The 21,666-nt window shown below is 64.7% G+C and carries 15 protein-coding genes and 1 tRNA gene; 5 read left to right on the top strand and 11 right to left on the bottom strand.

Translation table 11 applies throughout. The annotated features are described in order from the left end of the window. Nucleotides 1-836: efflux RND transporter permease subunit (locus K2W81_RS14965; protein ID WP_294105809.1), on the top strand; the 836-nt coding region annotated here is incomplete at its 5' end. Further along, the gene (locus K2W81_RS14960) at nt 833-1,171 is read left to right on the top strand and encodes a copper-binding protein (RefSeq protein ID WP_294105807.1); all 339 of its coding nucleotides are present in this window, start codon (nt 833-835) and stop codon (nt 1,169-1,171) included. The genes K2W81_RS14965 and K2W81_RS14960, both read left to right, overlap by 4 nt. A gap of 106 nt (nt 1,172-1,277) precedes the next feature. Here K2W81_RS14960 and K2W81_RS14955 read toward each other — a convergent pair whose 3' ends face one another. After that, entirely contained in the window at nt 1,278-3,212 is a 1,935-nt protein-coding gene (locus K2W81_RS14955) for a TonB-dependent siderophore receptor (RefSeq protein WP_294105804.1), read from the bottom strand. Between the two features lie 79 nt (nt 3,213-3,291). Continuing rightward, on the bottom strand, nt 3,292-4,485 hold the full coding sequence (locus K2W81_RS14950; protein ID WP_294105801.1) for an MFS transporter: 1,194 nt from the start codon (nt 4,483-4,485) through the stop codon (nt 3,292-3,294). A gap of 490 nt (nt 4,486-4,975) precedes the next feature. On the opposite strand from K2W81_RS14950, the gene K2W81_RS14945 reads away from it, so the two are divergent. The 3 genes from K2W81_RS14945 (at nt 4,976) to K2W81_RS14935 (ending at nt 9,250) form a co-directional block, all read left to right on the top strand. Continuing rightward, nucleotides 4,976-6,475 carry a TM0106 family RecB-like putative nuclease gene (locus K2W81_RS14945; RefSeq protein WP_294105798.1) on the top strand — a complete coding sequence of 500 codons (1,500 nt, stop codon included), beginning with the start codon at nt 4,976-4,978 and terminating at the stop codon, nt 6,473-6,475. Between the two features lie 480 nt (nt 6,476-6,955). After that, nucleotides 6,956-7,501 (top strand): hypothetical protein, encoded by a 546-nt coding sequence (locus K2W81_RS14940; protein ID WP_294105796.1) that lies wholly within the window; start codon nt 6,956-6,958, stop codon nt 7,499-7,501. Between the two features lie 12 nt (nt 7,502-7,513). Then, entirely contained in the window at nt 7,514-9,250 is a 1,737-nt protein-coding gene (locus K2W81_RS14935) for an ATP-binding protein (RefSeq protein WP_294105794.1), read from the top strand. Between the two features lie 106 nt (nt 9,251-9,356). Here the strand turns inward: K2W81_RS14935 and K2W81_RS14930 are convergent, their stop codons facing one another. The 9 genes from K2W81_RS14930 to K2W81_RS14890 form a co-directional block, all read right to left on the bottom strand. After that, nucleotides 9,357-9,830: a hypothetical protein gene (locus K2W81_RS14930; RefSeq protein ID WP_294105793.1), complete on the bottom strand. Its 474-nt coding sequence runs from the start codon at nt 9,828-9,830 to the stop codon at nt 9,357-9,359. A gap of 1 nt (nt 9,831) precedes the next feature. After that, nucleotides 9,832-11,817, bottom strand: coding sequence for a hypothetical protein (locus K2W81_RS14925; RefSeq protein WP_294105791.1), 1,986 nt, complete (start codon nt 11,815-11,817; stop codon nt 9,832-9,834). After that, a complete protein-coding gene (locus tag K2W81_RS14920) occupies nt 11,801-11,995 on the bottom strand; it encodes a hypothetical protein (RefSeq protein ID WP_294105789.1) in 195 nt (64 codons plus the stop codon). Before K2W81_RS14920 ends, K2W81_RS14925 begins: the two co-directional genes overlap by 17 nt. Continuing rightward, the gene (locus tag K2W81_RS14915; RefSeq protein WP_294105786.1) at nt 11,985-13,973 is read right to left on the bottom strand and encodes a DEAD/DEAH box helicase family protein; all 1,989 of its coding nucleotides are present in this window, start codon (nt 13,971-13,973) and stop codon (nt 11,985-11,987) included. The genes K2W81_RS14920 and K2W81_RS14915 overlap by 11 nt, the downstream gene beginning before the upstream one ends. Continuing rightward, nucleotides 13,970-16,900, bottom strand: a complete 2,931-nt coding sequence (locus tag K2W81_RS14910) for a sigma factor-like helix-turn-helix DNA-binding protein (protein WP_294105784.1) — start codon at nt 16,898-16,900, stop codon at nt 13,970-13,972. The genes K2W81_RS14915 and K2W81_RS14910 overlap by 4 nt, the downstream gene beginning before the upstream one ends. 30 nt (nt 16,901-16,930) lie before the next feature. Next, nucleotides 16,931-18,064 carry a hypothetical protein gene (locus tag K2W81_RS14905; protein ID WP_294105781.1) on the bottom strand — a complete coding sequence of 378 codons (1,134 nt, stop codon included), beginning with the start codon at nt 18,062-18,064 and terminating at the stop codon, nt 16,931-16,933. Nucleotides 18,065-19,009: 945 nt separating this feature from the next. Beyond that, nucleotides 19,010-19,753 (bottom strand): hypothetical protein, encoded by a 744-nt coding sequence (locus tag K2W81_RS14900; RefSeq protein ID WP_294105778.1) that lies wholly within the window; start codon nt 19,751-19,753, stop codon nt 19,010-19,012. Beyond that, nucleotides 19,750-20,685, bottom strand: a complete 936-nt coding sequence (locus K2W81_RS14895) for a HipA domain-containing protein (RefSeq protein ID WP_294105775.1) — start codon at nt 20,683-20,685, stop codon at nt 19,750-19,752. The genes K2W81_RS14900 and K2W81_RS14895 overlap by 4 nt, the downstream gene beginning before the upstream one ends. A 911-nt stretch (nt 20,686-21,596) precedes the next feature. Continuing rightward, a tRNA-Thr gene (locus K2W81_RS14890) sits at nt 21,597-21,665 on the bottom strand. Nucleotide 21,666: the final 1 nt, after the last annotated feature.

Here is a 21,666-nt window from a genome sequence, read left to right as displayed (position 1 = left end):
ATCCGCGCGAGCTTCGCGACAGCGTCGATGCGCTGCGCAACCTCCGCTTCCTGACCCCCGGCGGCCAGCAGGTGACGCTGGGAACGGTCGCCGCGATCACGACCAGCGAAGGCCCGCCGATGTTACGCAGCGAGAATGGGCGACCGGTGACGTGGATCTATGTCGATGCGCGCGGCCGCGACCTGACCTCGATCGTCGCCGATCTTCAGCGGGTGATCGCCCGCGACGTCAAGCTGCCGCCGGGGATCAGCGTGAGTTTTACCGGGCAGTTCGAATATCTCGCGCGCGCCCGTGAGCGGCTGACGATAGTTATACCCGCGACGCTGCTGATCATCTTCGTCCTGCTCTACGTGACGTTCGGCCGGTTCGACGAAGCGTTGCTGGTGATGGCGACGTTGCCGTTCGCGCTGACCGGCGGGTTCTGGCTGCTCTGGCTGCTCGGCTATAACCAGTCGGTCGCAACCGCCGTCGGGTTTATCGCGCTGGCGGGAGTCGCGGCGGAATTTGGGGTCGTGATGCTCATTTATCTGAAGCATGCGCTTGCCGATCGCGGCAGCGATCCCGCCCCCGCCGAGGTCGAGGCGGCGGTGCGCGAGGGCGCACTGCTACGCGTGCGGCCCAAGGCGATGACGGTCGCCGTCATCCTCGCTGGCCTTTTTCCCGTCCTGATCGGCACGGGCACCGGCTCTGAAGTGACCAGCCGGATCGCCGCACCGATGATCGGCGGCATGCTCACAGCCCCGCTCCTGTCGATGCTCGTCATCCCCGCAGGCTATCTGCTGATGCGCCGTCGTCGTGGAAAAACCGCCAACACCAACCAAGGAACTTTGTCATGAAGACCGTTGCCATTCTCGCCGCCGCCTTGCTGGTTACGGCCTGCGGCAATCCTGCCCCCACCCCCAAGACGACCGCCAACGATTCGTTGGCCGCGCTGGCGTTGGCGGAACCGAAATCCGCAACCGGGGAGGGATCGATCACCGCGATCGATGCTGACACCGGCAAGATCACGCTTGCACACGGTCCCGTCGCCGAACTAAGCTGGCCTGCCATGACGATGGGCTTCGCGGCAAAGAGCGGTCAGACGGGCGGCCTTAAGGTCGGCGACAAGGTTCGTTTCGCATTTCGCTGGGACGGCAGGACGGCCGAGATCGAGTCGATCGATAAAATCTAGCGATATTACTGCGCGCATCTTTGGGCGGTCCCAATTGTGAAAGAACCTTTAGGCTGCCCAGCGGCCCCTGAAGTCACGCACTAATCAGCTGTCGCGTGATCTCAACTCAATCGCCGAGCCGGAACTTGACCCCGGCATTCGCGACAAATCCTTCGAGCGGCGCCCATACGTCGATCGTGCGGCGTCCGTCGATCGCGGGCGTTGAGCGGACGAGCGGGGAGTAGCGCGTCTGGCGTGCATCGAGGATGTTCTCGAGGTTGATGAACACGCTGGCTGGACCGAACTTCAGTTCACCTGACAAACCAAGCTGGACAAAGGGGCGGCTGGCGGTGCTGAACGGGTCGCCGTCAAGTCGCTGGCTACCGGTATAGAACGCTTCGATCCCGATCCGGCCTTTGCCCTCAACCTCCCAGATCGCAACCGCGCCGAACGTGTTGCGCGGCGTGCGCGCGACGCTTTGGCGTCCGCGCGATGGCGCGGCCTCAGTAGCATCGACGAGGACATAGCTCGCACTCAGCACCAGCTTGCGCCAGCGGTGCCGAACGAGCAGCTCCAATCCGCGCGTGCGAACCTGTCCGGGGTTGTTGACGAGGCGTACGCCCGTGCCGCCCACCGACGGCACCAGCGTGGCCGCATTTTCGACGCGCGATGCGAAGACCGAAGCGTTGACCTCGGTGCGCCCGAAGCTGCGGCCGACATCGATCGAGGCGGAATCGGCAATCTCGGCTTTAAGTCCGGACAGTGGCTCGAGCCGGGCCAGGCCCGCCGACTCGATTTCCTCTACGAACGGCGTCGGCGCGAAGAACCCGCGCCCGACCGATCCGCGCATCGTCCAGCCCTCGGGCTTGTAGAGCACCGACAGCCGAGGACTGAGGAAGGTGCCGTAACGGTTGTGAAAATCGACGCGCGCGCTGCCCGCGATCGTCACCGTCTCGCCGATATTCTGATCGACTTGCGCGAACACACCCGGCACGGTGTAGCGATAGTCGAACGCTGCGAATTGGGGCGAGCGGAACTGGTCCGACTGGATCGCCGCGCCCACCGCCCAGCTCGTGCCTTCCTCACCGCCTGCGAGGGATGCCTCACCAAACAGCGTTGACCGACGCTCGTCCTGTAGCGTCGCGCCATAGGTGCGCCGCGCAGCCTGGTTCGTCGCCGAGGCCCGCAGGTGCAACCGGCCGATCCCGTGGATTGGCCATTCACCGACCAGCCCGGCATCGAACTGCTCGGTCGTTTGTGTCTCGCGGTAAGGTCTTCCATCGGAAAGAACCGCGCTGCCGATCGTACCGCCGACGCGGTCTTCGGCCAGATAGCCAGCGGTCAGCAAAGCCTTCGCCCCGTCGTCGCCCGTCCAGAACAGGCGCGGGCGCAGCGTCGCGCGGCGGTAGCTGGCGATGTCGGCGTAGCCATCGCCGTCACGGTCCTGCGCGGTTTGGCGGTTGAGGCCACCGGTCAGCGATCCGCCCCATGCTCCGCCGAGCGGCGCGGCCGCGTAGGCGGCCAGATCCTGCCCGTCACGGTGCGTGGTGTTTAAAAGAATGGTGGCATTAAAATCATCCTTCGGGCGGCGCGAGACGAGATTGATGACGCCGCCGAGCGCAGACGCACCGTAAAGCGCCGAGGCCGAGCCCTTGATCACTTCGACGCGTGCGAGATCGGTCGGCGGTATCTGTAGGAGGCCGAGCGAAGGGGCTTGACCGCCATAGAGCGGCAAACCGTCGGCGAGGATCTGCGTATAGCGCCCGTCGAGCCCGCGCACGCGGATGTTGGCTGCCCCGAGCCCTGGCGAGGTGATCTGCACCTGCAGGCCGTTTGTCTCCGCCACGACCATAGCGATGTTGCCCGGCACCATCGTGATCTTTTCGGCAAGCTCTTCGGCGTCGATCACCTCGACGCGGATTGGCTCGTCGCCGACACGCTTGCCTGAGCGTGTCGCCTGCACGACGATGTCTACGCTCTCTGCCGCCTCGCGTTCTTGCTCTTCGCGCTGTGCGTCCTGAGCGAGGGCCGGACTGGCGGCGGCGAAAGCCGTGGCGAGCATGGCTGCGGTGATCGGCAATCGTAATGGACGCTTAATCATAATGGCGTCCCGATATGCGGTCGATTGCTTTTTGTCCTGTTCAAAACTGCTGCGTGTCTGGCCGCACGACCGACAGCCCAACGAGGGCGGCGAACGCGAAGGCCACGCCTGTCAGAAATGTCGCGCTCGGCCCGATCGCATCCCATGCTACCCCCGCGATCACGCTCGCGACAAGAAGCGACAGGCCCGTGACAAGATTGAACACGCCGTACGCCGATCCGCGCAGTTCGGGAGGCGAACGATCCGCGACGAGTTTGGCGAACAGCCCTTGCGTCACAGCCATGTGGACGCCCCACAGCGCGATGCCCATAAACGCGCCCGCCACCCCTTGCAGCAGCGCCAGCGCGAGATCGGCGGCGATCAGCGCCACGAGGCCGCCGATCAGCATGCTCTTGGCGCTCACCCGATCCGAGAGGCTTCCGAGCGGATAGGCCGCGAACATATATACCGCGTTCATCGCAACGAGCACGAGCGGGGTCAGCGCGAGCGGTAGCCCTTCAGCGTTGGCTTTAAGGATAAGAAACGCCTCGCTGAACCGCGCGAGCGTGAAGACCGCCCCGATGCCGACGAGCAGCCAGAAAGCGCGTGGGAGCCGCCGCAGATCGCCAATGCGAACCGGAACGCGCGCCTCGCTTTTTTCTGGGGGGTGCTCGGCGTCCTGGACGCCCACCAGCACGAGAAGCACCGCAATGCCCGCCGGAATGACCGCAATCCAAAACACCGCGCGCATGTCGTTGGCGAACGCTGCCATCGCCGCGATCGCGATCAGCGGCCCGAGGAAGGCCCCGACCGTATCGATCGACTGGCGCAGCCCGAACGCACGGCCACGTATCTCGGGCCGGGTGACGTCCGCGACCAGCGCGTCGCGCGGTGCGCCGCGCAGCCCCTTGCCGATTCGGTCGGCAAAGCGCGCGCCCATGATGATAGGCGCGGTGCCCGCAAGCGCGAAGACCGGTTTTGACAGCGCGCCAAGCCCATAGCCGATCAGGATCAGCGGCTTGCGTTTGCCCATCCGGTCCGAAAGATAGCCGGAGAATATTTTGGTGATCGACGCGGTCGCTTCGGCAACACCGTCAATCAGTCCGACCATCGCGACGCTGAGGCCCAGCGTCACTGTCAGGAACAGCGGCAGCAGCGCGTGGATGATCTCGGACGAGATATCCATGAACATGCTGACGAAGCCCAGCACCCAGACTGTACGCGGGATGCGGGGGCTCGGTTCATTCATCGACATTTTGCTAGCATAGCGCGCTGCAGACCAGCCGACGACCGGCCCTATGAGATTTTGCCCGCAGTCGGCCTATCGGAAGAATCCCTGCTTTGGAGAGGGCAGACCCGTTGAAGATGGCTCCATCCCGGGGGGCTTAGATAATGCCATGAGGCCCGACAACGAATGTCGGGTTACATTAAACATCGCTCCAAAGCGGTCGGTCCGCATTCCACCCGGTTGGCAAAGTGCATCGCGACCACTGACGCGAACGCCCTCTTGACCATCAGGTCAGCGAGGAGTGGCGGTTCGACCCCGGCCACCCGCAAAACGGTTGCTCTAGCTCGTTAGCCGTCAAGCCGGTTGCGAACTGCCTTGACCCGCCGGTGGGCGAACCGAATGGTGCGCTGGCACCAGTACTAACGCGACCCAACATATGCGAAAACAACCCGGCAACAACTCTCACCGCCGCGCCCCTCAGAGAGGAACGTGATCCGCACGAGGTTAGGAGGCACCATTGCAGATCACGGCAAGTCAGCTCTACGACCACGTTTCATGTCCGCATCGCGTCTCGCTCGACGCATTCGCCGATCCCGCGACCCGCGACGTGGTCAGCCCGTTCGTGCGGATGCTCTGGGAAAGAGGTTCGGCATTCGAGCGGAAGGTCGTTGACGCACTTCCTGCGGGCACCGCACTGATCGGCGACGGTGATGGCGACCGCATCGCCGCAACGCTCGCCGCGATGGATGCCGGTGCCCCGATCATCCAGGGGGGACGGATCGCGGCGGACGACCTGCTTGGCGATCCCGACCTGCTGATCCGCGTCGGCTCACGCTACATCCCCGCAGACATAAAGTCGGGGCGCGGCGAGGAGGGCGACGGAACGGACGGGACACCCAAGGCGCACTACGTCGTCCAAGTCGCGCTATACGTCGATGTGCTCGAGCGGCTCGGTCGCTCAGCCGGCCGATTCGCCGAAATCTGGGACGTGCGGGGCGAGCGCGTCCGCTACGAACTGACGGAAGCGCGGGCCGGCCGGACCGATGAGACATGGTGGCAGCTATATGAGGGCTGCCGTGACGCGGTGCGCGCGGCTCTCGCCAAACAGGTCGAAACCCGCGGCGCGCTCGCGGCCGCCTGCGGGCTCTGCCACTGGCACACCGTCTGCCGCGTCGAACTGGAGGCGGCGGGCGACCTCACGCTGATCCCCTCGCTCGGCCGCGCGCTCCGCGACCGAATGGCGCCGACGATCGTCACGCTCGCGGAGTTCGCTGAGAGCGATCCGGAAGCGCTGGTGAGCGGCAAGAAGACCGTCTTCCCGGGGCTCGGACCCGACCGGCTGCGCCTCTTCCACGCGCGCGCCAAGCTGCTGACCCAGCCCGGCGCCACGGCCTTCCTCCGCGCGCCCGTCGAGCTACCCGTGCGCGCGGTCGAGCTGTTCTTCGACATCGAGGCCGACCCGATGCGCGACGTCGTCTACCTGCACGGTTTCATCGAGCGTCGAGACCGCGATCCCGCGAGCGAGACCTTCACCGGCTTCTACGCGGACGAGCCGACGATGGAACACGAACGGGAGGCCTTCGCCGACGCCATCGCATACATGCAGGAGCGGCCCGACAGCGTCATATTCTACTACTCGAAATACGAGAGGACGATGTATCGCAAGCTGCAGGCGAAATACCCCGACGTCTGCGGCGCGGCCGAGATCGAGGCGCTGTTCACGACCCCGCGCTCCGTCGATCTATACTTCGACATCGTCACGCGCGCGACCGAATGGCCGACGCGCAACCACTCTATCAAGACGCTCGCCAAATATTTGGGTTTCGCCTGGAGAGATAGCGACCCGAGCGGCGCGGCGAGCATCGAATGGTATCACCGGTGGGTCGAGACCGGCGACCGGGCAGTCAGGCAGCGCATCCTCGATTACAACGAGGACGATTGCCGGGCGACGATCGTGCTGCTTGACGGGATCCGCGCGCTCGCGCGTGCGCAGGCCGACGACCCTTTCATATCTTGAACACTTGCATGCACATCTTGCCGAGACGCTGAGCGCGCTCGTCAATCTGGTGTGTCATCATCAAGGCGCTTTCCGGACGGGGCTGGCGGACGTGTCCGAACAGACGCACCAACCGCGCGGCAGCCCTACGCGGCGGCGAACTGCGCAAGGCAGACTGCCGAAAGCAGAGCTGGTGCGAGATGTAGCTGTATCCGCTTCCCCGGTCCTAGCCGACCGCCAGACTTAGGGCGGAACCCCAAAGTCCTCGAGCATCTCGTCTTGAGAGGTTTTGAAGCTGGGAGTCCACGGTAGCTGGCGCGTGACATGACCGGCGATCGCTCCGTGATCAACGCCCAACCTGCAACAACCCTCTTCGTCGCACCCCTATCGAAATTGGAAGGCTAGCGCCGTGTGGCGCCGCAGTCCGAGTGAACTGCGGCAATCCGAAGACAGCCGTGTCCGCCCCTGGCGGTGGCCACAGCCAGGTTGAGGAATATCTGAATGAACGAAAATGTGACCGTGGCGGTCCTGCGCCTGCAGGACAGCCTTCTATGTGGACGCCTGCAACCCTGGCGCGCCGAGCAGACCGAGGAGGCGCTCAACTACCTCCTCAGCCAGCCGGACCGGACCGGCAATCCCTTCCACCTCGAGCGCAACGCTATGAGCGACGCGCGCAAGAAGCTGCAGCGTCGCGCTGCGCTCTTCGCTGAGAACATCGCCGTGCTCGACATCATGGCCGAAGGTGGCTCGACGAGCGAGACCTCAGAGGGCGAAGGCTACGACGTCCTGCGCGCCGACGTGATCGACAGCATCCGCCGCACCTCCTCGGCCGCCGACCAGGAGATCCTAGCCATCGCGCTGGACGGCGGTGCGCCCGACGACGTCGCCGAGGCGCTCGGCGTCAGCTACGAAATTGCAAAAGTCCGGCTCAGCCGTGCCCGACAGCGCGCCCGTGGTGCCTGGGCCACCGCACAAGGCCCCAGCCGCGGCGACTGCTCCAGGACGCAGTTTCGCACCAGGGACGATCTGGTGCCGCTCCAACTCTGAGAGGAACGATGTATGAAAAATGGCAACGAAAGCGTCGCGCCATATCCGAATGCACCCCTGACGCAGGTCCAGCACGCGCTCGAGAGCTCCCGTAATTCCGGCTTCGACCTCAGCGCGGCGGTCGGCGAGGTGGTCGACAACTCCTACCAGGCGGGGGCCCGGCACATCCGCATCGCCACCGCCCGCGACGATGCCGGATCGGTCGTGGAGCTCGGCATCGCCGACGACGGGACGGGGATTGCACCGGCAATCCTCGCTCGCGTGCTCTCGCTCGGCTTTTCATCCCGCTACGACAGCCGGGAGAGCCTCGGCCGGTTCGGCATGGGCCTCAAGCTCGCTTCGCTCAGTCAGGCCCAGCGCGTCGAGGTCCATACCAAGAGCAGAGGCGACGACCGGATCTTCAGCACGCATCTCGATCTCGTCGAGGTGCGCGCCGGACTTCAGACCGACCTGGCCGTATCCGAAGGCGCGGGCTGGCCGGTCGGGTTCGGAAAACTGATGGCCGACCCGGGCAGCAAGCGCCCTTTCGCGTCCGGCACGTTGGTAGTATGGCGGAACATCGATCGCTTACAGGAGGGCGGGCGCTTCGGAACCTCCGTCCAGGAGAAGATGCAGGGACTGCGAAAGTTCCTGGCCCGCGCATACCGGCGCTTCATCGACAACGGGCTGCGCATCGAGCTGGACGGCGATGTCGTCACGCTGCACGACCCGCTATTCCTGCTCGACAATCCCCGCGTCGCGAAGCGCTTCCCAGACGTGCCGAAGGCTGAGACCATCGACAGCGGCACCTTCGACATCGACGACCATCAGGTGAAGTGGACCGTCACGCTTATACCCCGCCATTTCCGCGAGAAGCCCAATCTGGGCGGTCGGGCCTTGAAGGGAAGGGAGGGTTTCGCGGAGCTGCACATTCCCGACAACGAGTCGAAGGTGAGCATGCTGCGCAACGGGCGGGAAATCTACTACGACCTGGTGCCCAAGCTCTATCCCGGCGGTCGCGACCTGGTCGACCGATACATCGGCGTCGAGATCGACTTCCCCGCCGCGCTCGACGAATACTTCCAGGTTCGCAACGTGAAGCGGGGCGCGGAGCCTGTGAGCAAGCTGCGCGAGGAACTCCGCAGGGCACTGGAGAAGCCCGTCAAGCGCGCGCGCAAGGACGTCCGGAACTACTGGCACGAAATCCAGTGCGCGACGAAGAGCGAGACGGGCGACGAGCATGTCCCGGCGCACGACATCGCCGACGGCTTCGAGCTCACCGCACCCGCCGGTCGGGCCAACCTGGACCAGTCCGACGAGGACGTCGCACGGGCGCTTGCAGAGATCGTCACCGATATGGGCCTCGACCCCGATGACCCCGCCTCCGCCGACAAGCTGAGGTGGGTGCGTGACAGTTTCGACCGGCGTGCGGTGACGATCGTGGACGGGCAATGGCCCGGCAAGGACATGCTCGACATCCGGCACCTGACCGGCAAGGCGGTCGTGTCTGTCAACGACCGGCACCCGTTCATGTCCGAACTGGTCACGCCGCTCAAGGCGATGGCCGCGCTCGATGTGGAGGAGGTGGATCCCGCCGAGGCCTCGATCCTGCTCAACAAGCTGAGCGTCGGCATCGACCTGCTGCTGATGGCATACGCCAAGGCGGAGAACATGCACGCCGATCCCGACGAGGCATACGGCGAGCTGCGCAGTCACTGGGGGCTGTTCGCTTCCGGGCTCATCGGAGAAGCGGTCAAGCGCCACGGATAGCGACGGAGGCGGCGACTAACCGGTTCGCCATCGGTGCGTCCATCCGGCGTCAGACATCCACCTTCAGCGCTTCTACGAATTCGACCGTTCAGGTTGGGTCAACGCGCTAGCTCAGTGAAATGCCGGAGTCCTCCATCGCCCGTTCGATTATCTTGGGGTAACTCTGCATGAACTCCTCAATCGTGTAGGGTCGCTGGTCGCGGCTCTCGGCCAGATACTCCCAGCCGCCGCTCGCATAGGCGTTCATGCGCCGCATTCCGGTGTCGGTCAGATCGTTCGTCCCGTTCGGTTGGACCAGCTTGCGGAAGAGTTCGCGCACCTGAGCCCTGTCGGAGATGTCGACTTTAGTGAGGCGGAGCTCCGCCACGACGAGCAGGCCGATCAGAAAGTGCCTAACAGGACGATACTCCTCCACGAACCGCTCGACCATGTCGGTGGCGGTCGCGTCGCTAGATCGGCCCGACGCGAACCCCGCCATCAGGCACATATAATAGATGTCCCACTTGACCTTGATCTCGGGAGCCTCTGAAATTTCGCCGAACCACTTCTCGGCGTCCTTGCGCAGTCGGAAATAGGCCACGTCAGGCCTCCTCGTCGGTGAGATCGAACGTCTCGAAGAACCGCTTGTCGTGCACGAGCACGGAATTGTCGCTGATGGTGGATGTCTCCGGGAGGTTTGTCATCAGGTTCGTCGTGCCAGGGGTCCGTCGGAAAAGCGTGAGATACCGAACGTCGCCACCCGCCGCCTCGTGGAGGGCGGGCACGAAGCCCTCGCGCTCGGTGTTGATCGTGAACCCGACGAACTGCTCGGTAAGTTGAGGTATGAGAGCGCCCACCCTGCGCCGAACGCCGGCGTCGATCGGGTTCGCGGGACTGTCCACGACAAGGGGCAGCTCGTTGTTGCCGCGCTTCAGCACGTTCATCAGGAAGACGTAGCCGACGCTGAGAATCTGCCCAACGCTGGCGCCCGACTGGCCCGACAGCTTCAGCGATTTGTCGATCCCTGAGATGCGAAGCGGGTCGTTCACGAGCACCTTGGCGATAGTCTCGTTGCAGGATTCGATCAGCTCAGCCTTGATCTCCCCGCGAGCCAACTCAAGCGTCCGCTTGAGGAGTTGCACGATCATCTCCGTCTGCCTGCGCAGCGTCAGCGTGTCGGTGATCTCGGCGATCTGCCGGCCCGAGTGCGTGAGCTGACCCTCGAGCGAGGCGAGCGACCAAGTGTCGGGATCTTCCTCGTTGTCCTCGTCGACCGCTGCGTCGATGCGCGTGATCAGTTCACGGCATTCGGCCAACCGGGTCATAACCGTGGCCTGTTCGTCCTCCCACGTCTGGATGTCGGCGTCGCCGCTGTCCTTCAACTGCTGCTTCAGGATCTCGACGTCCTGGTCGGCCAGCCGCTTGGCCCGCCGCGCCTCGGCCAATTCCGCGATGACGGTGCCGAACGCGATCGCTAGGCCGCTTTCAGCCTGGTCGCGTCCAACGGCCTCGATGTCGGTCTTCATCGCGTTGATGATCCCGTATTCGGGCGAATCGAGATAGAGTTCCGAGCGCGCCCGGATCTCCTCCCGCGCGCCCTCGGTCATCTCGCGGCCACAGATGCAATCCGACTCCTCAAGCAGTTCCTGGAAAAACTGGCTCGAGGTGTTCTCTGGCAACCGCAGCCGGTCCAGCCCCTCCTTGAGCTGCCAAAGGTCGCGACCGAACGAGGTGTGGAGCGCCAGCGGCATTCGCAGCGCCTGCATAGCCGCACCGGACGCACGCGCCAGACGGGCACCCGCCGTGGCGAGCTCCCCCTGTGCCGTGTCGAAACGCTCGCGGGTTGCCGCGCCACCGCTCAGCTTGGCCTTGATGCGCCGGTCGAACTCCTCGTAATCGGCGTGGAGGCGGCTTACGCCGCTCGCGGCCTGTTCGCGGAAGCGAATGACCTCGGCCTTGCGGCGCTGCAGCGCCTGATGAGCGTCCTGCAGCCGCTGAAGACCTGACTCAGACTTTACCTGCACCTGCTTGGCCTTGCGGCTCCAGGCCTCTTCCGCGAACCGCGACACGTCCTCGATAACGTAGAGCTGGCATAGTGCGTCGATCGCATATTCCGCCTCCAGCCCTCGCTGATCGAACAGCTTTCCAGCGAACTCGCCGTCGAAGATGAACAGGTCGAGGAACTCGGGCTTCAGGAAGCGCCTGACCGACGGCGGAGGCGACCAGTTCGACTGGACGCCGCCGCTGCCCGGATTGGTCGTGCGATAGCTCGCGACCCCACGCTGGAAATCGAGAACGAGCTCGAACGTGAGGGGCTTGCCGTCGACGGCGAGCCGGACGACAAAGGAACCCTTGGCCCTCTCGTCTCCTGCGCGGCGCAGGTCACGGACCTCAATCTCGCTCCATTTGGTGGCGGCGCCGTTCATGGCTGCCTCGATCAGCGTGAGCGTCGTGGTCTTGCCGGTGCCATTGGGCATCTGGATGAGACTGACCCTCGATGCCTGCATTCCGTCCGCCAAATCCACCCTGACGTCAGGACATCGCATGCCCTCGCTGGACCAGCCGAGCAGGTTAATTCGCATCGTCACCGTCCAATTTGATCTGCTGACGCAGGACGTCGTAGATCTGCATCTGCGCGTCCACGCTGGCATCGCCCTCACCGACTGCGAGGAGCCACGCCTGGAGCTGCTCGGCCACAATCGGCGGCTGGGATTCCTCCTCGACGGCCTGACGCAGGGCCCGGACTACAGCTGGATCAAGTGGCAAGTTCTTCCTCCCTTCTCATCTTGGAAAGCTCGGTGAGCCATCGGCAGCGGTCTTGGTCCGCATTCGGCTCCTTGTCGCCTGGCTGAGCAGGTCGCACGAAATCGAGCACTCTGGCCCGCTTGTGCGGATTGGACGGGTCGGCCCGCAGGCACCGTCCAATCCTTTGGATTGTCTCCAGCCTAGCGCGGGCGGACGAGAACAGCACCACCGAGTTCAGTGACTGGATGTCGATTCCTTGAGATATTCGATGGCACGTGATCAGACAGTCGATGTCCCCCCCGGCGAACGCCACGAGATGCGCCCGGTCGTCCTCGGCATAATAGGTCCGGTAGCGGTGTGTGTAGCCGTCGATCATCTCGAGGATCGGCTGACCATATTCCTTCGTCTCCACGAAGATGATGCTGCGCTGAAGGATCGAAGCGTCCTCCTCCAACCGTTGGGCGAAGACGGCGGGCTTCATCTCGGCGGTCTTGTAGACCCTCGAGATCTCGGTCCACACCTCCTCCCGGCTCATCGGGCGTCCCTCTCGGGCGCGGCTCGCCTGCTTGGTGTAGACCTGGCGGAGCCGCTGCCGGTCGCCGTCGGTGAGGTCGTAGTGTAGCGGTTCGTAGTCGAACTCGCTGAGCACGCCGCGTTGGATCGCCGCCTCAAGCGGGAAGCGATAGAGCGACGGACCGATCTCACGTTCGAGGAAATCGTTGCCGACCTGATCGTATGCGCGGTCGGGCGTGGCGCTGAGGCCGAGTCGGTAACGGAAACGGTCGTGGGTGCCGGCGAGGTCGCGCACGAGCGACGGGGTGCCGAGCCCGTGGACCTCATCATGGATGATGAGCATCCGCGCGGCAGCTGACTTCGAAAGGCCGCGCATCAGGCGCGGGAGCTGGGTGCGCGAGATGACGAGCAGCGAGGACGTGGGCTCGAGCAGGAACTCCTCCAGGTCGTGATGCCGCTCATACTGGCGATACATAATCCACCGTCGCCGCGTATCGCCCAGCCAACGCTCCAACTCGCCCGCCCACTGATCCAGCAGGTCGGTCCCGTCCATCGTAACGACGACGGACAGGATGTCACCGGCATTGGCGAGGTCCGTCAGGATGCGAAGCGCAGTGCGTGTCTTTCCCGTGCCGGTCGCCATTTCGAGGACGCCCGCCCCCGCGGCCGCGAACGCTGCGACCGCCTCGTCCTGGTGACGCCAGCGGGATGGAGTCGGCTCCGCCCGCGCCTCGGGTTTGGCCGGGCGCGGCGCAGTGGATGGCGCGCGGGCGCGGGCGCGGAGACGAGACAACACTTCCGGACTGGGCGACAGCACGCAAAGTCCGTCAGCCGCGTTCGACCAAGCCTCATCGAACTGCTGCTCCTTGACCTCGACGCGGCTACGCTCCGCTGCGTTCCAGTCCCGATACACGTCGATTGACTCGTAGTTGCGCCTCATACCGGCGGCAGTCTCGTTCGCCGAGCCCGTGAAGGCGATCCGGTCGCCGCCGATAAGCGACACGATCCCAATCTTCTCATGATACATGCGCGCGTCATCGACATGCTCGGCGAAGGCAAACTTCAGCTTGAGGCGTTCGGTAGCGACGAGCCAGGCGAAAACGCCCGCGCGCCGCGAGGTGTCACCAGGCGCATCGAGCAGTTTGATGATTTCCTCGACGACACGGTCGGCCAACTTCGCGCGATGGCCCTCGCGGGCGCCAGGTGCCTCAAGGGCGCGAAGGACCTCGAGATCCATTGGCTGAAGTTCGGGCGAGGCGATCAACCGGACCTCGAGATCGTCCGACGCCATCCGCAGGAGCGCTTCCGCCCAGCTCGCCATCGCGCTGCTTGAGAAAAATCCGACCGAACGGCGGTAGAGCGTGGCCGACGACAGCACCGCGCCGAAGAACGTCTCTCCCAAGTCATCGCGCCCGCTTCGGTAGTGGTCGCGCAGAACATCACGAAGGGGCGACGGACGCCTTGGGTTCTCTTCCTTCGAGGTCACTGCTCACCCAGCCAGTCGAGAAAGTCGCCCATCCGCCGCTCTGCCAGTAGACGGGAGCCGGCAACGGACACGTCCGCCATCGAAATCTCGGCGGCCACAGGGCGCTCCGGCTCGGCTAAGGCCTCGAAAGCGCTGCGGAAACGACGCAGATCGAGCCATGCCGGTGCGGCGATGCCCGATGCCCGCAAATCCGCTGCGATTGAGAGTCCCACTGCGCCCGACCAGTCAAGAGTGCCGGTTCTATGAAGTTCCTCCGTCAATATCGATCGCAATTCCGAAGCGCGAGTCGCGACCACCGAATGCGGCAACTGCCACGGACATTCCTCCTGCGATCCGGGCAAAGATACCGCCCCAAGCATGATGAGGGTGCCAAGCAGCGCGCAACCACTGTGCGTGTCTACCCGCCGTCCATCGACGCGGTTCAGTGCCATCCAGTTGGTGACGCGCTGCTCCTCGAGGTCCACGAGCGCGGCTAACAGACGCTCCAGCTCCGGCCGGGTCTCAAGTGCCTGGGTCCGTAACGTGGCGAACAGGTCGAATCGGGACTCCCGGCTCCGACGTTCGCGCCACCGCGCGATCTCCTGAGCGTCGGCCGGCCACGCTTCGACCGTCGCGACCGCCAACAGACTACGAAGAACCTCGCCCGCCCCGGTCCGGTCGGCCCAACGGCACAACCGCATCTCGGCGGCAGGGGTCCAGAGCGGAAATGTGCCCCAGGGCTCTCCGGCGCGACGCGCGAGGGCGAGTAGACGAGCCTGCCATCCATCCACGAGGTAGGGAAGATCACCGTCAACGACCTCATCGTGCGTCGGCACCTGATGGGGCAGGCAATAGACCCCCGGCAGAAGGCGAATGAAGAGATCCGGCCGCAGGATCAGCGTCGGCCCGATGCTGTTCACCGAGCGATCGCGCGGCAACCAGCGGCGCGGATTGGTCGTGAGCTGACCAAGCGCCTGCGGTCCGGCACGTTCGAGCTCCGCCATCAAGGCTGCGGCGAGACTGCCATCAATCTCCGCCGAGACCGGGACCTCTTTTCCGGCTTCGTCCTCGGCATCGTCCTCTGCCGCCGTCAATATGGATTCCGGCACGCCGCCCGCGCTGCCGAGTGCGATCCAACGCTCCTCAGATATCTCGATGAACAGGTGCGGCGCGTCAGCCATCACGATCGACAAGTCGCGCTGCGAGCAGCGGTCTGCGGGCACGGCCGCCCGGTAGCGGCGGAGCAGTTCCGCCGAATGCAAGGGTGACCTAGTCGAGCTCAGAACGGCATGCACACCAAGCGTCCGGCGCGGACGGGCTCCGAACCTGCCCTCCACAGCATAGCCTGCATGCACCCTCAGCCCCAGACCGAGCCGGAGTGCGGCTGAGATCGTGGGAGGGGAGGCGTTGGGTCCGAGATCATCGATCGCGCAGGGAAGCGCGGGGAGTCCGGTCGAACGCAATTGCGTGAGGACGTCGTCGATCTCCGACCGCTCTTCGCCGATCCGCAACCACCCGTGCTCGAACCGGCTCCCAATTTGATCGAGCCAATCCTCAAGCGTCAGCCCAAGGAGTTCCAGCGAAAGTATCGTCGCGCCCGCGACTCGGCGCCGCCGCCCATGCAGCTCGGTTGCGAAAAGGATGCAGTCATCGCCCGCCAATTCTTTCCAAGATGCGAGGGCGCGGGCGTCCAGAGCCTGCCTAAGCGGGACGCGCCGCGCCATCAGCGCCATGTCCCTGAGCCCGCGCTTCTCGATCTGACGGATGCGCTCACGCGTCACGCCCAGGTCGGCGCCAATCTCCTCAAGCGTCTCGGGTTGGGCGTCGCCGAGGCCGAACCGGCGACGAACGATTGGTGCATCGCGTGCCTGGATTCGCTCGAAGAGGAATTCCACGAGCGCGTCCAGCTCGGTCGGGACCGCGACCCTCGCGGCCATCTCCGCACAATCGTTACCTTCGGACACCGTCATCGCAAGCAGGTCGTCCTCGCGGGCCACGAGACGCCCGGGCTCGATTTCAAGAAAACCCGCGATGTGGGCGCGTTCTGTGTCGGACAGATCCCGAGCGGCAGCCGCCAAGCGGCGCCAGCAGACATCCCAGAAGCCGAGCGTGGTGGTCCGACCGATGTTGCCGAAGCGCCTGAGACGCAGGTTCCAGCCATGCCGGTCAAGCAGTAGCTCGGCAATGAGCAGCGAAGATATCTGCGGAAGCTGCACCAGCTGCTGAAGTCTCGCAGCAAGGACCTCCGAGGAGAAGGCCTGCTCGACCGTCATGTCCTCGAGCAGTTCGCGGATCGTCCTGGAGGCCTTGACGGCATGAAGGTCCGGTTGCGGTTCGGGAATCCAGACCGGACCATCCACGCCGCCGAACACTCGCTTCATTGCCGCGTTGTGCAGTGTCCGGCGGGCTCCATTACGCTGGATCACACGGGATGCCGTCACCCGAAGGCCTGCCTTCAGGTCGTCGATCGTCCGCTGCCCTATCCCCGGAACGCGATAGAGCTCGGGGGTCACGGCATCGAAATCGGTGCAGAGGCTCCAGACCGGCATCGTGCCAACGCGCGAAGCGAGTAACCGCTCAAGTCGGCTTGCGTCGGAAACGTCCCTTATGGCCGCTCGGGTCGGAACGGTGGACAGTTCTGCCGCCGTCGCCGCGAGCAACGCGTCGATCTCGTCCTCGCCCACTACGTCATCGGCGTCGACGATGTGGAATGCTCCGCCTTCCGATCTCAAGAGTCGGACGATTCGGTCGAGCTCGTTCGCACTGCGAAGGCCGAGGTTCCTCACCTGCCGCAGCATCGCCGCGCGCGGATTTGGGTCAGCCATGTATTCGTCGGCGGTCGCGAAAGGCAGCGTTCCGTCTTCGGTGGCGCATCGAAGCGCATTGCGGAGTCTCACCGAGGCGTGACGCGCCTCGACCAAATGCACAAGCGGGATTGCCAACTGCATGGGCTCGGACGGGATTGGTAACGTCGCCATTCAACCTGCGAGACGCTCGGCGCCTGCTGGCCGAGCTGCGATGTCGCGCGCCACCTCAAGCAAGACCGCCAGGCGGCCGGACTTCAACCTCCCAGCGATGTCGCTGCGTTCCTCATACTTCAGCTGGGCTAGAGCCGGCAGGAGCATGACGGTGATGAGGTCCGCCGAGGCCGGATTTAGCCGGGCATCGGAGCGTCCAACCTCGATCGCAGACTGGTTGAACTCCCGCGCGGCGAGCTTGGCGGTCTTAGCGTCCAGGCCGGTCCCGACGATGGCTTCGAAGCCGTCCGGCGACTTGATGCCGAGACGCTGGGCCGCATCGAATGCCTGGCCGGCGTTGACGGAGAGATCTGCTTCCGGAAAGCGCTCGCGAAGCCGCGCCACAAAATCGTGCACGTCGCTAAATTCACCCTGCCGATTCTGCAGTCGAACCTCGTTCGCCTCAAGAAGGCGGGTAATCGTCGCATCGCCGGAGCGGGCGAGATGTCCGAGCGACTCTAGCAATCCGAGCTCGGCCGGCCCAGGCCCGGCACCCTCGGGCTTGTAACCGATGTCGTGCTCGATCTCGTTCCAAACGTGCGCCATCATCGAGCAGACCTGCACCTCGCAGCTGGCGCCGCGAAGGTTCTCGTAGCTGCCAACAAGGTCCTCGTCGCGGAGGTGCACCTGGCAGTGGGTGGCCCGGTAAAAGCGCGCCTTGGCCGGATCGAGCTTGTTCTTCGGATCGACGTGAACCTCGGTGTTAGATCCCCCGGGACCGACGAAGAGGCCGCAGAGCCGCTGCGTCACCTTGCCCTCGTGCTCGGGGCTGTAGGTTGCCACGCGAACGCCCGCAAAGTCGGTTACGCCCCCAAAGATCTCATCGACGTCAGCGTAGTTCTTGTCCTCCTGTCGCGAGAAACGCTCGAGCTTGCCCCGGAAGCTCTGGGGCGTCTTCGTGCGAGAAGTGACCTGCGCGCGGACGGCGTCGCCTTCCACGATCACAGACTGGCAGATCTCCGCCACCCGCACCGCGAGCTTCAGATACCTGTCGCGCTCGCGCTCGTATCGCGCAACCGCTGGGTCGATCAGACTCGTCGAAAATGGCATCCCCGAACCCCTGTTTGTATCAGTCTGCCCGGTGGCGGCGTTCATGTCCAACGGGCTTTGCAATTAAGGTGACCATTATTGAGGCCTAGTTACCAGCTACTTGGGACGTCCTTGCTCAGTTTTCAGATTCTGCGTCGTCGCATGCTCAGGACTCGGCGATCCCGCTGAGAAAACTTGGCTTGAGGTGCCGGATGTGCGGTCTGGGACGCTCAATCTCCTCGGACATCACCGCAACTGGAGGGGCGAGGAAAGGCGTCACCTCGTTTACTTTTCCGTTCGCCCTCCTGGCGGCCTTGTCTGATGGTAGCCGGACCCGCTCCCCCCTCGCGACCAAGCGCGTTCGCATAGCGCGCGGGGGGCTTCGCACCCGGGATAATCGTCAAGAATGTCGAGCATGCCGATTGCCGCTGTGTTCATAAGGCCACCTCGTTGGTGGACGGCCTGCGCTTTGACCGGTCACGATTATACCGTTGGTCGAAGTAGGAGCGATGAGACCACAGGCCGATCTTCCTTGCGCCGCCACCGCGACGGAGTCGGCGTTGGGATCGGAGTTCGTTTACGCCGTTAGGCATCCGTCAACCGCGATCCAATATACCTATGATTCGTCTCGTGAGACGATCTCGCTGCGACGGGGTGATACAGGCGAAAAAATCGCCTGGCGGAGACTCGTTCCGTCGGGCTCCGGACTCGCGTCGGCGCGCGCTGGCGCTCCATCGCCATGTGGATTCAACGCCGCGTGGCTCCCAGCGTCTCCAAGGGCGTCAACAGGGGATCGACGATGGCCGACCACAAGACCGCGCGCGGACCGCAGGACACTTCGCGAATCGCGATGGGCGAGGACTACGAGGTTCAGTAATGGACGAACAAGTTCGGCGTCAGCCGCAACAAGCTACAGCAAGGCCGTGGACGCCGTCGGCAACGGCGCCAACGCGGTCGAGAAGCACCAAAGAACTGACCCAGCCGGCGCGGTAGAGTTCGGCCCAACCGCCACTAGGCGGCCAAGGCATTCACCCGGGGCCGCACGGTGACGAGCACGAAGACCCGCGGCCGCGCCGGAGTGCCGTTCAGGCGCTCGACGCGAGCGTGAACGTCGGCGACGTTCAGCCAGTGCCGGAAGGTGGCCGCCTGCAGCCTGTTGACGTTGCCGAACTTCGCCGTCCCAGCCCGGAACTCCACCGCGTTGCGGTCGAAGGGGTTCCCGGGATCCGCGATGACGCCGATAGACTGACCGCCGGTCAACGAGACCTTGTCCGCGTAGTGACGGAAGCCCGCCACCTCCAGCAACAGGTCGCAATGATCGATCGTCGGATCCAGGGGATCCACGACCGAGAAGCCGTCGCTCGGAAGCGTCGCCTCTGTCCTCCCCAGCAGCGTCACGTCGGAAAGGGTGCGGCTCGGCGGCAGAAGGAACCTCGCCGCGTAGGCGTCGAAGTCGGAGCGCGTGCGCGGCGGCAGCCGCCGCATCAGGGCCTCCATGACACCGGTGGTGTGAAGATCCTGAGACCGGTCGAACGCCGGATAGCCTCGGTAGCCGAGCGCCTCCGTCTCCGAGTAGTCGCGCCCCTGGTTGTGCTCGGAGAACTCGGGGCCGGGCCGGAAGTAGCGGAACGTCGCATCCAAAGGGTTCACGACACCGATCGCGTAGCGGTAGCGGTTCTCGCCGCGCAGATCGGAGGACTGCCAGGCGACGATCAGCCCCTTGGGCTCACAGATCTGATCCAGAAACTCAGTCATTGGTATTGATCCAGGACTACTCCGAGCAGGTCGCGCCGCATGCGCACCAGACGCCCGACCATATCGGCGCGTCCGGCGGTGAACCTCGGCTCAATGTCTATAGCGCTGCAGACGTGTAGGAAACCTTCAAGTTCACCGTCGCCGATCGCGACGGCGGCGCGCATCGCTGGCGCCGTCCCAGGGCGCGCCTCGAGGAAGCGACCGGCAAGGCCGATATGGTCATAGGCGGTCAGGTCGTCGCCGGCCCACCGGCAGCTATGCCGCCCCTTGCGGACGAACCTGGCGTAGGCGTCCGCGTCGATACCCGCCGCTATCGCAACGTCCTTGATCTGGTAGGCGAGGCTCGTGCCGTTGTCGAACATGGGCGCCATCCTGCCAGCGCCCTCCTGATCGACCAGCAGACCCCAGTTCTGGCTGTGCCGGTCGGTGTTTCCGATGAGGGCGTCGAAACCGATCACGCGGGCCCACCAGTCGCTGGCGCCCGCGATGCCGACGTCCTCGCAGTGCTGGAGGTTGACCCTGAGGAAGTGCGGCTGGCCGCTGCCATCCATCAGCCCCGCCCCCTGGAGGATGTCCGCTCCATGCGCCAGCCGGTCCGCGCGATCCTGGCCGGGATAGCCATAGAAGAACTCGATCAGCGCGCCCGTCGTGCCGTCCGCCGCGTTGGACGCGACGAAGCACGGCGGCACTGGCAGGCCGGCGGCGGCGCCGATCTGGTAGGCGACCGCCTCGGACCACATCTGCTGGGCCTTCCAGCTCTCCGCCTGCTTGTAGAGGTAGCGGTGGCCGGCGATCAGGAGCGGGTTGTCCGGAGCGTCCGGACAGATGAGGGTCCGCTTCGCCTTCGAGCCATACGGATGGATGCCGAATTCCTCGTCCTCCCGCCAAAGCGAGATGTCGATCGGAGACAGGAGGGCGTCGCTGGCGGGCATCGGCGGCAGCGTGCTTCAATAACGACGGGCAATCAATCAATGCCTTTACCTGTCGACTTGAGCAGGTCCTCCCGGACCCAGCGATGCCCGGGACGGACCCGACGTCAGGATAGCATCCTGACCACCGCCGCGATCTCGTGCCATGGCGGCGGCGACACGTCGTGGGACCACGAGAACCGGGCCGTGCCGCGAAGCACGTCGTCAGGCAGCCCCATCGCCTCGATCCGTGGGACGGGCGATACAGCGCATCTAGGCAGACGATGCACCAGTGCGCCCGTCAGCCGGGTCGCCTCGCCCGGAGGCTAGGGGCCTAAAGCCCCGGCAAGGAGATCGACAGACGATTATGCGGCAAGGACTTCAATGTTCCAGGACGAGTAAACCAGGCCCGGCGCGCGAGCATAAAGCTCTCTGAACCGATGTGGACCTCGTTCTTCGAACTGCATACCGGCCCGTGGCTCATATCAAGCCACACCAAAAGGCCTGACACACGAGCGATAGAAGCGCCACGCCGTCATAAAATGTCCGAAAATCACCTTGCAAAACTGGGGGCATCCACACACGCGCAACCTATTTGTCACGATCCGACGGCATCGCGCCCAAGCTGCCGCGCCTGGTGAAGGCGTTCCACAGGGAGGCCTGGCCGCAAAGCTGCGCGATCTGGCCAGTCGAAGACCCGCGAATCCTCGGGCGCATCCGCAGCCCCTAGGCGCGTGGAGGCAACGTCAGCGGCAAGCCCGAGAGAGGTCGCCCCGCCAACCGCCGGGGGTCTGCCGTGCCCTCGGGTGCGGCCCGGCGCACGCCCAGGCCGCTTCGTCGCTGTTCTCGAGGACGATCGCCGCACCGATCGTGATGGCCCGGTGATGTCCAGCTCCCCCGAGGGGAACCACATATCGCGCTAAGTCATTGAAAAATGGTGCTGCCGGTGAGGATTGAACTCACGACCTCAGCCTTACCAAGGATGCGCTCTACCACTGAGCTACG

The sequence above is a fragment of the Sphingomonas sp. genome, from assembly GCF_019749955.1.
In the GTDB taxonomy this organism is placed as follows: Bacteria; Pseudomonadota; Alphaproteobacteria; order Sphingomonadales; family Sphingomonadaceae; genus Sphingomonas.
Note: the sequence above shows the minus strand (reverse complement) of the source record. Positions and strands in the feature narration are given on the sequence as shown.

Excerpts from the sequence above, each read along its gene's own strand:
- K2W81_RS14905 (WP_294105781.1), bottom strand. The coding sequence starts at position 18,064 with ATGAACGCCGCCACCGGGCAGACTGATACAAACAGGGGTTCGGGGATG.
- K2W81_RS14900 (WP_294105778.1), bottom strand. The coding sequence starts at position 19,753 with ATGACTGAGTTTCTGGATCAGATCTGTGAGCCCAAGGGGCTGATCGTC.
- K2W81_RS14950 (WP_294105801.1), bottom strand. The coding sequence starts at position 4,485 with ATGTCGATGAATGAACCGAGCCCCCGCATCCCGCGTACAGTCTGGGTG.
- K2W81_RS14940 (WP_294105796.1), top strand. The coding sequence starts at position 6,956 with ATGAACGAAAATGTGACCGTGGCGGTCCTGCGCCTGCAGGACAGCCTT.
- K2W81_RS14935 (WP_294105794.1), top strand. The coding sequence starts at position 7,514 with ATGAAAAATGGCAACGAAAGCGTCGCGCCATATCCGAATGCACCCCTG.
- K2W81_RS14895 (WP_294105775.1), bottom strand. The coding sequence starts at position 20,685 with ATGCCCGCCAGCGACGCCCTCCTGTCTCCGATCGACATCTCGCTTTGG.
- K2W81_RS14955 (WP_294105804.1), bottom strand. The coding sequence starts at position 3,212 with ATGCTCGCCACGGCTTTCGCCGCCGCCAGTCCGGCCCTCGCTCAGGAC.
- K2W81_RS14910 (WP_294105784.1), bottom strand. The coding sequence starts at position 16,900 with ATGCAGTTGGCAATCCCGCTTGTGCATTTGGTCGAGGCGCGTCACGCC.
- K2W81_RS14960 (WP_294105807.1), top strand. The coding sequence starts at position 833 with ATGAAGACCGTTGCCATTCTCGCCGCCGCCTTGCTGGTTACGGCCTGC.